This is a genomic window from Paraburkholderia sp., assembly GCF_050742655.1.
Classification (GTDB): domain Bacteria; phylum Pseudomonadota; class Gammaproteobacteria; order Burkholderiales; family Burkholderiaceae; genus Paraburkholderia.
The window spans coordinates 117,032-129,098 of the sequence record NZ_JBOIGG010000005.1 but is presented as its reverse complement, the minus strand read 5'-3'; the positions used below and the strand labels follow the sequence as shown (position 1 = coordinate 129,098).

Sequence of the window (12,067 nt, the reverse complement as noted above, 5' to 3'; positions counted from 1 at the left end):
GAGCATGTTTCTATGCCGTGGACATATCAACAGAGCAGCGGGGATCTTTCATTTAACGGCGAATTCGTGGAACGCGGTTACTCCGGTGCGCAGGCGGGCAAAAACAATCCAGCCATGCAGGCGGTCGCGAACCTGGGCCCTATTCCGCGTGGCAATTATGAGATTGGCTCACCTCATAATTCACCCCACACAGGCGCATACACACTGAATTTGAAACCCACTCCAGAGACACTTACGTTTGGGCGCAGTCTTTTCAGGGTACATGGTGATAGCCTCCATCATCCGGGTACGGCATCCGAAGGGTGCATCATCATGGGTACTGTCACCCGGCATCGCATGTGGACAAGCGGAGATCACCAGTTGGAGGTTATTCAATGAGAGGCGCATTTCTTTTCGCGCTCGCGCTTTCGTTGGCTTGTTCGACAGCAGATGCCGCCACGCAAAAAACTCCTGCGCTGCTGGCTAAACAGATCAATGACGAAGGGGCAAAGGCAACGGTAAGCGCGATGTCGGAGTCTGAATGGGATAGCGTGCTTACCCATGTCGACTCTGGTAACGCTGCATGGGTCGCGCTTGTACCTAAACTCGCGGAAGGAACTGACGCCGGGAGTTCCGAAGATCTTGGCATAGGGCTGGCCTACGCGTTGCCGAAAAATGCCAGGGCTGTCCTGTCGGCTATTGATCCGAACGACGGGCCGGTGCTAGGCGTAAGTCGTGTTTGCTCTGCACCCTTCATCGAAGACACCGTAAAAGACATTCCCGCCTACATCAGGCACGCCAAGGCGGCTCTTGCCAAGGTGCACACCCCGGCTTTGCAGGACGTTAAAAAAGCCTGCCTGGCCGAGTTGTCCAAGCCGTGAAATTCGACGCGCAGGAACTGAACCGGCGATACGAAGCCGAACTGAACGGCGTGCTGCTCTTTCTCTGACCCGACACGTCGACCCCGTCGTGCTCACGAGCCAATAAAAAAGGGCAGCCATGGCTGCCCTGCAAAAACCCCGCGTGATGCGGGCTGTTGCTTACCGGTAGTGTGCGTCAGGCATCAGTGCGCGATGTCGAGCGCGTTGGTCAGGTCGCCCATCGTCGGATTGCCATTCGCCTTCAGCGCGCTGTCGCGGGCCGTCAGACCCGGCAGTGCAGGCAGCGCGAAGCGGGCCGTAATGAAGCGCAGGATCGACGTCGTGTCGTATTGCGTGTGATCGACGAAGCCCTTCTTCGCGTACGGCGACACGATCAGCGCCGGAATCCGCGTACCCGGACCCCAGCGATCGCCCTTCGGCGGCGCGACGTGATCCCAGAAGCCACCGTTCTCGTCGTACGTGACGATCACGACCATGTTGTTCCACTGCGGGCTCTTCTGCAGATGCGAGATCAGGTCGGCGATGTGCTGGTCGCCCGACGTGACATCGGTGTAGCCCGGGTGCTCGTTCAGGTTGCCCTGCGGCTTGTAGAACGACACCTGCGGCAGCGTGCCCGCATCGATGGCCTTGATGAACTCCGAACCCGCGAGGCCGCCGTCGAGCAGATGCTGCGAGCGGGCCGTCGAGCCCGGCGCGAGATCCGCGAAGTAATTGAACGGCTGATGGTGCGGCTGGAAGTTCGGCGCGCTCAGGTTTGCGCCGTAGATCACGCCCGCCGTGCCGTTTTGCGCGGCCTGCTGCGCCGCGCCCCACGCGCCGCTGTACCACGCCCACGACACGCCCTTGGTGTTCAGCAGATCGCCGATGTTCTGCTGCGTCTGCGGCGGCAGCGTCGTCGCGACGCCCGGGTCGGCGAGATTCGCGTCGCCGCCCGATGCCGCCTTGTTGCCACTCGGCTGATACGGCGGCTGCATCGTGTTGATCGCGAAGAAGTCGGGTGTGAGGTTGCCGGAGTTGACGAACTTCGGCGGTCCGGTGAGTGACGAAGCGGGCGAATTGCTCGCGAGCGTTAGCGATACGCCGTCCGCGTTCACTGCGGAGATCGAACCGGACGCAGGGCTCTTGTCCGCGTTCGCATAGGTCGGCGTGCACGCGCAGATGAGCCACTGGTGATTCAGGAACGAGCCGCCGAACGCGCCCATGAAGAAGTTATCGGCGAGCGTGTACTGCTGCGCGATTTTCCACAGCGGCAGCTTGTCGGCGTTCATCGTGTAGTGGCCCATCACGAGGCCGCCCGAATCGGCCCATGCGGCGAACCTGTCGTTCTTGCCGCCGTTGATCTGCATCTGGTTCTCGTAGAAACGGTGATACAGGTCGCGCGTCGTCGCGCTGGCCGGCGCGTTGAAGCCGTTCGGATCGTCGATCGCGAAGGCGGCGTTCGGCAGGTTCGCGGTCATCGCCTGGGTGATCGCCGGTGTTACGCCGGTCTGCGTCAGACCGTTCCAGATCTGCGGCAGTGTGGCGAGCACCGAGCCGTCGCGATCGAGCTGACGTGCGCTCGCCGCCGTGACGTTCTGCAGGCCGTTGGCACCGGGGAAATTGCCGTACAGGTTGTCGAAGCTGCGGTTTTCTGCATAGATGACGACGACGTTCTTGACGGCGCCCAGTTGCGGTTTGCTCGTGACGTCGTCGCCGCCACAGGCATACAGCACGAGTGCCGCGGCGATCGCGATGGGCGTCGCGCAGATCAGTTTCTTGTTCATCGGTGGTGTCTCTCTCGCGTTGGGGACAGGCATGCCGGCGGCTCACGGCCGACGGTCAACCTGCGACGGAAGTCTCGCAGCGGTTTTTGACAGAGAGATGTAATTAATTACGATACGCTTAAGTTTTTCGTTCAATCAGCTTTAGTTCATGCCGTGCGATGTGCGGAGATGGTCGGGCGATGGTAGGGCGTATGTCATTGTGTCGACACATGTGTGACATACGCTCGCGCCGTTCATCAACACAAGAATGTGCTACCTATGCGGCGTGGTCTGACGGGGATTCGAATCGGGGTGACGGCGGCATGCGTGCCACTGGTGCTGGTTGCGCTGGCCGCGTGCAATGCGCGTGAATCGGGCGCAGGGGCATCTGGCGCATCGAGCGCATCGAGCGTAAGCGCGGCGTCCGAGCCTGTGTCGATGCCGGTCGCGAAGACCGATGCGCCGGCCGGCGGCCAGACGCGCGCCGAAGTGTATACGGTGGTCCGCAAGATGACCGTGGTCGGCAAGCAGCTGTTCTTCGATGCGTCGCTGTCGGGGTCGGGCAAGCTCGCGTGCGCGTCGTGCCACAGCCCCGAGCGGGGCTTCAACGCGCCGAACGCGCTGCCGGTACAGTTCGGCGGCAGCGACATGCGTCAGCTGGGTTTTCGCGCGGTGCCGACGTTGAAATACCTGCAGTCGGTGCCCGCGTTCAGCGAGCATTATCACGAGTCGGAAGACGAGGGCGACGAGAGCGTCGATGCGGGACCGACCGGTGGTCTGACGTGGGACGGTCGCGTCGACCGCGGCTCGGACCAGGCGCGCATTCCGCTGCTGTCGGCCTTCGAGATGGGCAGCACGGCGCATAAGGTCGCGGCGGCCGTGAGGGCGGCGCCGTATGCGGCCGCGTTCCGCGATGCCTTCGGCGAGCAGATCTTCGACAGCGACGACGCGACGTTCGACGCCGTGCTGAAGGCACTCGAAACCTTCGAGCAGTCGCCGGAAATCTTCTACCCGTACACGAGCAAGTACGACGCGTATCTCGCGGGCAAGGCGCAACTAAGCGCCGCCGAACTGCGCGGCCTGCAGCTCTTCGACGACGAGAAAAAGGGCAACTGCGCGAGCTGCCACATCAGCGCGCGTGCACGCGACGGTTCGCCGCCGCAGTTCAGCGACTTCGGCCTGATCGCGATCGGCGTGCCGCGCAACCGCACGCTCGCGGTGAACCGCAACCCGCACTACTACGATCTCGGCGCGTGCGGACCGGAGCGCCGGGACCTGAAGGGTCGCGCAGAATTCTGCGGAATCTTTCGCACGCCGACGCTGCGCAACGTCGCGTTGAAAAAACGCTTCTTCCACAACGGCATCTACAGTTCGCTCGACGAAGTCGTGCGCTTCTACGCGGAGCGCGACACGAATCCGGAGAAGTTCTATCCGGTGTCGAAGGGTGTCGTGCAGAAATTCGACGATCTGCCGAAGCGCTACTGGACGAACCTGAACACCGATCCGCCGTTCGACCGCAAGCGCGGCGACGCGCCGTCGCTAGACGAAGCGGAGATCAAGGATGTCGTCGCGTTTCTCGGGACGCTGACCGACGGGTATCGACCGCCGGTGCATTGAACGCTTTGCAGGACACGCCTGCGCCCGGAAAGCTGCATGCTATTCTGACTGGCCCCGCTTTTTGCGGCCACCCGGAACAGCCGATGATCTCCTCGAACGCCCGGCGCGCGATTCCCGCGCCCACGTCCGATCCGCTGCGCGTATCTGTCGAGCGAGTGCGCCGATGAGTTCGCGCACCGTCTCGTGCGGCATCGTGCTGCTCGATCCCGACGGTCGCGTGCTGCTCGCGCACGCGACCGAAACCACGCACTGGGACATTCCAAAAGGGCAGGGCGAAGAGGGCGAGGCGCCGCACGTCGCTGCGCTGCGCGAACTGGTCGAGGAGACAGGCATCGTGCTCGCAGCCGACCGTCTGAAAGACCTCGGCCGCTTCGTCTACCGGCGCGACAAGGACCTGCATCTGTTCGCTGCCCGTGCCCGTGACGACGAACTCGATCTGTCGTCGTGCGTGTGCGAGTCGATGTTTCCGCGTCGCTCCGACGGCGTGCTGATCCCCGAGATGGACGCGTGGCGCTGGGTCACGCTCGACGAAGTCGCGCAGTACGCGAGCCGCAGTCTCACGCTTCTGTTCGAGACGACGCTGTCGCTCGCGGAACTGCATCGCACGCTTTGACACGGGCCTGCCGCACACGCTTGAACTGCTTCAATCGATCGGTGTGTCGTTCGGATGCGCGAACAACGCGCGCATCTCCGGCGAGAACGGAAGGCCGAGACGGATGCCGTTCGGCGGAATCGGCTGCATGAACCAGACGTCGTACAGATGCTCCGCCTCGCCGGACGTCTGCATCCACGTGATCACGCTGTTCACGAGCCTCCTGAACGGCTCGTCGCCTTTGCGGAACATGCAGGCATAGATCTCGTTGCCGAGCGGCGTGCCGGTCACGATGTAGTCGTCCGGATGCGGATCGCTCGCCTTGAAGCCGTACAGTAGCGGCTCGTCCATCACGAACGCGACTGCGCGCGAGCTCTGCACCATCGCAAACGCCTCGCGATGATCGCGCGCGCTGACGATGCGCATATGCAGCTGCCGCTCGCGGTTCAACTGACGCAGCCGCCGCTCGATGGTCGTGCCCGCCGTCGTCGTGACCGTTTTATCGGCGAGGTCGGCGAAATCAGCGATGCCGGCGTCGCGGCGCGCGATCAGCCGCACCGCGTAGACGAAGAAGCTGTTCGAAAAGGCTGCCTGGTTTTCGCGCTCGCGCGTGTGCGCGGTCGTGCCGCACTCGATGTCGATCTGGCTGTTGAGCAGCATCGACAGCCGGTTCGTCGACGTGACGGTGACCTCGCGTACTTTCAGCGTGGGCAGGCCGAGCGTGCGTTTGACCTCATCGGCGATCGCGAGCGCGATGGTCTGTGAATAGCCGACCGTGTGCTGGCCGTCGAAATACGAGAAGGGAATCGATCCGTCGCGCACACCGAGCACGATCGTCTGTTCGTCGTGGATTTTTTTCAGTGTGCCGGACAGGTCTTCGGCGGGCGCAGCCGATGCGACGCACGCTGTCGCGAACAGCGCGGCCAGCCGGCATCGGACCGCAGGTCTCATCGTTTTTCTCCGCGCGGTGGCCGCGCACTTTTTCTCGTAGCGTTTGTAGCGCTTGCAGCTTGTGTAGCGTATTGCGGCAACGGCGCGACGCAGGCTCGCACCGTTGCTGTTCACGGACGTCACACCGATATGACGTCCTGACTGACATACCCCGCAACCTCGCCCCGCGTTTCGTCAGGCCGGCTTGCCCCAGCTGTCGCGCAGCCCGACGATGCGGTTGAACACCGGCTTGCCGGGTTTTGAGTCGTAGCGGTCGGCGACGAAATAGCCATGCCGTTCGAACTGATAGCGTGCTTCGGGTTCGACGTCGCGCACCCCCGGTTCGATCCACGCGCTGACGATCCGCTTCGAATCCGGATTGAGCGCGTCGAGGAAGTCGCGGCCGCCCGCGTCCGGCTGCGGTTCGCGGAACAGGCGATCGTACAGGCGCACTTCTGCCGGCACCGCATCCGATGCGGAGAGCCAGTGGATGTTGCCCTTCACCTTGTAGTTGTTCGCGCCTTCGGTGCCCGACTTGCTGTCCGGGAAGTACGTGCAGTGCACCGCCGTGACGTTGCCGTCCGCGTCCTTGTCCACGCCCGTGCACTCGACGACGTAGCCGTAGCGCAGCCGCACCTTGTTGCCGGGGAACAGACGGAAAAAGCCCTTCGGCGGCGTCTCGTTGAAGTCGTCGCGTTCGATCCACAGTTCGCGCGAAATCTCGAACGACCGCGTGCCGCGCTCCGGATGATGCGGATGCACGGGTGCGCTGCACGGTTCGGTCGTGCCTTCGGGGAAGTTGTCGATGATGAGCTTCAGCGGGTCGAGCACGGCGGCGGCACGTGGCGCCTTGTCGTCGAGATCGTCGCGCAGCGCGCCTTCGAACACGCTCATGTCGATCCACGAATCGACCTTCGTCACGCCGATGCGGTCGCACAGCAGCTGGATGCTCTCCGGCGTGAAACCGCGGCGGCGCAGGCCGACGATGGTCGGCATGCGCGGATCGTCCCAGCCGTCGACGTGGTTTTCGGTGACGAGCTGCAGCAGCTTGCGCTTGCTGGTGATCGCGTACGTGAGGTTCAGGCGCGAGAATTCGATCTGCTGCGGCAGCGGCCGCGTGAAGATGCCCGCTTCGGCGAGTTCATTCAGGATCCAGTCGTACAGCGGCCGGTGATCTTCGAACTCGAGCGTGCACAGCGAGTGCGTGATGTTCTCGAGCGCGTCCGAAATGCAGTGCGTGTAGTCGTACATCGGGTACACGCACCAGGTGTCGCCGGTGCGGTAGTGATGCGCGAAGCGGATCCGGTAGATCACCGGATCGCGCATGTTGAAGTTCGGCGACGCCATGTCGATCTTCGCGCGCAGCACGTGCTCGCCTTCCTTGAACTCGCCGGCTTTCATCCGGCGGAACAGATCGAGGTTTTCTTCCGGCGTGCGGTTGCGGAACGGCGACGGCACGCCCGGCTCGGTCGCCGAGCCGCGGTTCGCGCGCATGTCTTCCGCGGACTGGCTGTCGACGTATGCCTTGCCGCGCTGGATCAGCAGTTCCGCGTATTCGTACAGCCGGTCGTAGTAGTCGCTGGCGAAGTATTGATAGTCGGCGCCATCGGCCAGCTTCCATTCGAAGCCGAGCCAGCGTACCGCGTCGACGATCGAGTCGACGTATTCGAAGCTCTCTTTTTCCGGGTTCGTGTCGTCGAAGCGCAGATGGCAGATGCCGCCGTAGTTGCGCGCGATGCCGAAATTCAGACAGATGCTCTTCGCGTGGCCGATGTGCAGATAGCCGTTCGGCTCAGGCGGGAAGCGCGTTTCGACGCGTTGGCCCCACTTTCCGGAGCGGTTGTCGTCGTCGATGATGTTGCGGATGAAATTGGACGCCGCCGGCGCGTCGCCGCGATCGGCGTCTTTGCGTTCGTTGTTCATGCGAGAAGGAGAGAGTCGATTTGGGGCGCGCACCGCGCCTGCTGATTTGTCAATTCTACCTGACGTGTCAAGGGCCGGCAGCCTTTGCCTGCGGGGCGGCAGCGCGGATCGGCCAAAGCGGCGGGCCGCGCGCCCGGTTGCAGCGGAGTTACAGCGCAGTTGCACGCTGTAACAGGGGGTAAAACGCTTTGTCCGCGTATGCGTGGCCCGCTTAGGATGCGTCCGTTGCGACGCCGTGTGCCGTCGCGATCCGCCGTCGCGCTTTTTGCTCGAGGCGGTGCTGCCGATTCTGGCGGCCTGCTGCACGCGAATTCACCAGGAAGCACCGAATCATGATGAACCGCCACACGACTACCGCTCTGAAGATCGCCACCGCCGCCTTGCTGTTGACGAGCCTGTGCGCGTGCGGCTCGATGTCGCGCTCGCAGGCCCACGCGGCGATCGGCGCGGGCGCGGGCGGCGCGCTCGGCTACGTGCTGACCGGCGGTCCGGTGGGAACGATCGTCGGTGCGGCGGCGGGCGGGCTGATCGGCGCGGGACATTGAGCGGTCTTGCCCAGCGGTCTCATCGAGCGATTGCACTGAATAGCGGCGAGCGTCCGCGAGGCGTGCCGTGTTGCGGGAAACCGTGCCGTTCGGCAAGATGACCCACTCGGTTTCTGGAGTCCCGTCGATGCCTTCTTCGATGTACGGCTTGCGTCGTGCCACGCTTTCACCGGTAGTTTCCGCGGTGCCCACGCCGCGCGCGGCAAGCACGATGCGCCGCTGGTCCGTCGCGTTCGGCTTCGTCGTCGCGCTCGGCGCGAGCTTCACGGGCATCGCCCCCGCGCTTGCGAAAACCGCGCAGCCACAGGCGGTGCTCGATGCGTCGGCGGTCGCGGTGCCCGACCGCTACAGCGCGGACACCGCGCAACAGATCTTCACCGAAGGCGGCAACGCGGTCGATGCCGCGGTCGCGATTGCGTTCACGCTTGCCGTCACGTATCCCGATGCGGGCAATCTCGGCGGCGGCGGCTTCATGACGCTGTACGTCGACGGCAAACCATACTTTCTCGATTACCGCGAACGCGCGCCGCAGCGTGCGACGCGCGACATGTATCTCGACGACAAGGGCAACGTGGTGCCGGGCCTGAGTCTCGTCGGCGGACGGGCGTCCGGCGTGCCGGGTACCGTCGATGGCCTGTGGACCGCGCAGCGCCGCTTCGGCAAGCTGAAATGGAAGCAGGTGCTCGCGCCCGCGATTCACTACGCGACCGACGGCTTCACCGTCGCCCCCTGGCTGCAGAAACGCCGTGACTACGCGGCGCCGAAATTCGCCGGCAAGACCAATTTCGATACGTATTTCGCCGATCTGAAAGCGGGCAGCACGTTTCGCCAGCCGGAGCTTGCGCAGACGCTGACGCGTATCGCGAGCGACGGCGGCCGTGAATTCTACGAAGGCCGTACCGCCGATCTGATCGACCGGCAGATGGTCGGCCACGGCCTGATCACGAAGGACGATCTGCAGCAATACCATTCTGTGTGGCGCGAGCCGGTGACGGCCGACTGGAACGGCTACCGGATCGTCACCGCGCCGCCGCCGAGTTCGGGAGGTGTCGGCCTGATCCAGCTGCTGAAGATGAAGGCGTATCTGAAGCCCGCGTTCGCCGGGCTCGATCTGAATTCCGCGCCGTACATTCATCTGGTCGCGCAGATCGAGGACCGCGTATTCGCCGACCGCCAGCAGTACATGGGCGATCCGGATTCGTACCGTGTGCCGGTCGACCGGTTGATCGACGACGCGTACCTCGCGCAGCGCGCCGACGAAGTCAGCCCCGACGAAGTGCCGGGCGCCGTGCCGGTCAAGCCCGGCCTCGGCGACACGATGCCCGAGAAGGCGCAGACCACGCATTTCTCGGTGGTCGACAAGTGGGGCAACGCGGTGTCCAACACGTACACGCTGAATGGGCCGTTTGGCTCGGGCGTTGTGATCGACGGCGCGGGCTTCCTGCTGAACGACGAGATGGACGATTTCGTCGTGAAGCCTGGTGTGCCGAACCAGTTCGGCGTGACGGGCGGCGACGTGAATACGGTTGCGCCGGGACGGCGGCCGCTGTCGTCGATGACGCTGACGATTCTGCTGAAGGACGGCAAGGTCGCGCTCGTGATAGGCACGCCGGGCGGCTCGCGGATCTTCACGTCGGTCTTCCAGGTGATGACCGATCTGTACGACTTCGACCTGTCGCCGGCCGACGCGCTCGCCGCGATGCGCTTTCATCATCAACTGCTGCCACCGAAGACGATCTACTGGGAGCCGTACCATCCGATCGACGGCGAACTTGCGGAGCAGTTGCATGGGCTCGGCTACGATCTGCAGGGCCAGCCGTTCAACGGCGACGTGCAGCTCGTGCGCGTCGAGGGCACCCATCCGCAGCCGGCTGCGGATCCGCGCGGCGCGGGTGTTGCGCGCGTGTTTCCATAACGCGTACAGAGGAAAGGCCGCAATGTTCAGTCAACAGACGGTGCTGGTACTGGCGGGCTATCAGAATTCACTGGAAGGACACTGGCAGACGCGCTGGGAAGCGGCTTATCCCCAATGCGTGCGCGTGCCGATGGCGGATTGGGACTATCCGCAGCGCGATGCATGGTGTCGCACGCTCGACGCGAGCGTCGCTGCCGCATCGAAGCCGGTGCTGTTCGCCGCGCATAGCCTCGGTTGTCTGACGGTCGCGTTCTGGGCCACACAGTACGCGACGCCCGACGCGCTCGCGAAGGTCGCGGGCGCGCTGCTCGTCGCGGTGCCCGACCCGGCCGGCCCGCAGTTTCCGCAAGATGCAGGCGGCTTCGCGCCAGTGCCGCTCGAGAAGCTGCCGTTTCGCAGCACCATCGTGGCAAGTTCCGACGATCCGTACGGTGGTCTGCCGTTTGCGCGCCGCTGTGCCGATGCATGGGGCAGCGGCTGGTTCGAGATCGGCCCGCGCGGGCATATCAATGCGGACAGCGGTCTGGGTGACTGGGAAGAGGGGGCGCGTTTGCTTGCGTCGTTCGCTCAGGTCTGACGAACGCGCCTGGCCCATCCACTCAGATCACCGACTGCCCCCGCAACGCCGCAATCTGCGCGGTGTCGTAGCCCAGCACATCGCGCAGGATCTCGTCGGTGTGTTCGCCGAGCGTCGGCGGATGCGTGCGCGCCTGCGGTGGCGTCGCGCTCATGTTCACCGGATTGCGCACGAGCTTCACCGTGCCGCCCGACGGATGCGGCAGATCGACCTGCAGACCGCGCGCGATCACCTGTTCGTTGTCGAACACCTCCTCCAGATCGTTGATCGGCCCGCACGGCACGCCGGCCGCTTCGAGCGCGGCGATCCATGCGTGCTTGTCGCGCGTGCGCACCATCGCCGCGAGGATCGGCACGAGCACGTCGCGGTTGCGCACGCGCGCCGGATTGCTCGAGAAACGGTCGTCGTCGGCGAGTTCGGCGCGGCCGCCCGCTTCGACGAATTTACGGAACTGCCCGTCGTTGCCGACCGCGACGATGATCCAGCTGTCGCTGGTCTGGAAGGTCTGGTACGGCACGATGTTCGGATGCGCGTTGCCCCAGCGCGCGGGCGCGTTGCCGCTCGCGAGGAAATTCGAGTTCATGTTCGCGAGCATCGCGACCTGCACGTCGAGCAGCGCCATGTCGATGTACTGGCCAACGCCCGTGCGGTCGCGATGCGCGAGTGCGGTGAGCACGGCGACCGTCGAGTACATGCCGGTCATCAGGTCGGCGATCGCGACGCCGGCCTTCTGCGGACCGCCACCGGGCAGCGCGTCGCGCTCGCCGGTGATGCTCATGAAGCCGCCGATGCCCTGCACGATGAAGTCGTAGCCCGCGCGCTGCGCGTACGGCCCGGTCTGGCCGAAGCCCGTCACCGAGCAGTACACGAGATCGGGTTTTACCGCCTTTAGCGATTCATAGTCGAGCCCATACTTCTTCAACTGGCCGACCTTGTAGTTCTCGAGCACGACGTCGCTCTGCGCGGCCAGTTCGCGGACGATCTTCTGGCCTTCGGACGTCGCGATGTCGACGGTCACCGAGCGCTTGTTGCGGTTCGCCGCGAGGTAGTACGCGGCCTCGTGCGTGTCTTCGCCGCCGGGCGTTTTCAGGTAGGGCGGCCCCCAGTGGCGCGTATCGTCGCCGACGCCCGGGCGTTCGATCTTGATCACGTCGGCGCCGAAATCGGCGAGCGTCTGTGCGCACCACGGACCCGCGAGCACGCGGGTGAGATCGAGCACGCGGATATGACTGAGTGCACCCATGTTTGGACCTTGTCCTGTTACCTTGTTTAAACGGGCTACGGCGTCCCTGGCGGAGCGCAGCGAAGGGCAATCTTAAGCGATTCCTGCACGGCCGGGCATCCGGCCAAACGGCAGGGTCATGTG

11 protein-coding genes are annotated in these 12,067 nt (G+C 64.3%); 7 read left to right on the top strand and 4 right to left on the bottom strand.

Features of this window, described 5'->3' with window-relative positions; all coding sequences use genetic code 11:
• Nucleotides 1-12: 12 nt before the first annotated feature.
• Entirely contained in the window at nucleotides 13-378 is a 366-nt protein-coding gene (locus tag ACREXZ_RS09490) for a tlde1 domain-containing protein (protein ID WP_431763798.1), read from the top strand.
• Complete coding sequence (locus ACREXZ_RS09485) at nucleotides 375-860, top strand: hypothetical protein (RefSeq protein WP_431763797.1); 486 nt, start codon at nucleotides 375-377, stop codon at nucleotides 858-860. Before ACREXZ_RS09490 ends, ACREXZ_RS09485 begins: the two co-directional genes overlap by 4 nt.
• 182 nt (nucleotides 861-1,042) lie before the next feature.
• Here the strand turns inward: ACREXZ_RS09485 and ACREXZ_RS09480 are convergent, their stop codons facing one another.
• Nucleotides 1,043-2,623 carry an acid phosphatase gene (locus ACREXZ_RS09480; RefSeq protein ID WP_431763796.1) on the bottom strand — a complete coding sequence of 527 codons (1,581 nt, stop codon included), beginning with the start codon at nucleotides 2,621-2,623 and terminating at the stop codon, nucleotides 1,043-1,045.
• A 306-nt stretch (nucleotides 2,624-2,929) separates the two neighbouring features.
• Here ACREXZ_RS09480 and ACREXZ_RS09475 point away from each other — a divergent pair, with 306 nt between their 5' ends.
• Nucleotides 2,930-4,219, top strand: a complete 1,290-nt coding sequence (locus tag ACREXZ_RS09475) for a cytochrome-c peroxidase (protein ID WP_431763795.1) — start codon at nucleotides 2,930-2,932, stop codon at nucleotides 4,217-4,219.
• 163 nt (nucleotides 4,220-4,382) lie between these two features.
• Nucleotides 4,383-4,832, top strand: coding sequence for an NUDIX hydrolase (locus ACREXZ_RS09470; protein ID WP_431763794.1), 450 nt, complete (start codon nucleotides 4,383-4,385; stop codon nucleotides 4,830-4,832).
• Nucleotides 4,833-4,862: 30 nt separating this feature from the next.
• On the opposite strand, the gene ACREXZ_RS09465 is transcribed toward ACREXZ_RS09470, so the two are convergent.
• Both ACREXZ_RS09465 and ACREXZ_RS09460 read right to left on the bottom strand, forming a co-directional pair.
• Nucleotides 4,863-5,762: a transporter substrate-binding domain-containing protein gene (locus ACREXZ_RS09465; RefSeq protein ID WP_431763793.1), complete on the bottom strand. Its 900-nt coding sequence runs from the start codon at nucleotides 5,760-5,762 to the stop codon at nucleotides 4,863-4,865.
• 174 nt (nucleotides 5,763-5,936) lie between these two features.
• Nucleotides 5,937-7,664, bottom strand: a complete 1,728-nt coding sequence (locus ACREXZ_RS09460; protein WP_431763792.1) for a glutamine--tRNA ligase/YqeY domain fusion protein — start codon at nucleotides 7,662-7,664, stop codon at nucleotides 5,937-5,939.
• 335 nt (nucleotides 7,665-7,999) lie between these two features.
• Here ACREXZ_RS09460 and ACREXZ_RS09455 point away from each other — a divergent pair, with 335 nt between their 5' ends.
• The 3 genes from ACREXZ_RS09455 (at nucleotide 8,000) to ACREXZ_RS09445 (ending at nucleotide 10,701) form a co-directional block, all read left to right on the top strand.
• The gene (locus tag ACREXZ_RS09455) at nucleotides 8,000-8,209 is read left to right on the top strand and encodes an ornithine carbamoyltransferase (RefSeq protein WP_431763964.1); all 210 of its coding nucleotides are present in this window, start codon (nucleotides 8,000-8,002) and stop codon (nucleotides 8,207-8,209) included.
• Between the two features lie 211 nt (nucleotides 8,210-8,420).
• On the top strand, nucleotides 8,421-10,124 hold the full coding sequence (ggt, locus tag ACREXZ_RS09450) for a gamma-glutamyltransferase (protein ID WP_431763963.1): 1,704 nt from the start codon (nucleotides 8,421-8,423) through the stop codon (nucleotides 10,122-10,124).
• 22 nt (nucleotides 10,125-10,146) lie between these two features.
• Entirely contained in the window at nucleotides 10,147-10,701 is a 555-nt protein-coding gene (locus ACREXZ_RS09445; protein ID WP_431763791.1) for an RBBP9/YdeN family alpha/beta hydrolase, read from the top strand.
• 22 nt (nucleotides 10,702-10,723) lie between these two features.
• Here the strand turns inward: ACREXZ_RS09445 and ACREXZ_RS09440 are convergent, their stop codons facing one another.
• Nucleotides 10,724-11,944: a CaiB/BaiF CoA transferase family protein gene (locus ACREXZ_RS09440; RefSeq protein ID WP_431763790.1), complete on the bottom strand. Its 1,221-nt coding sequence runs from the start codon at nucleotides 11,942-11,944 to the stop codon at nucleotides 10,724-10,726.
• Nucleotides 11,945-12,067 lie beyond the last annotated feature (123 nt).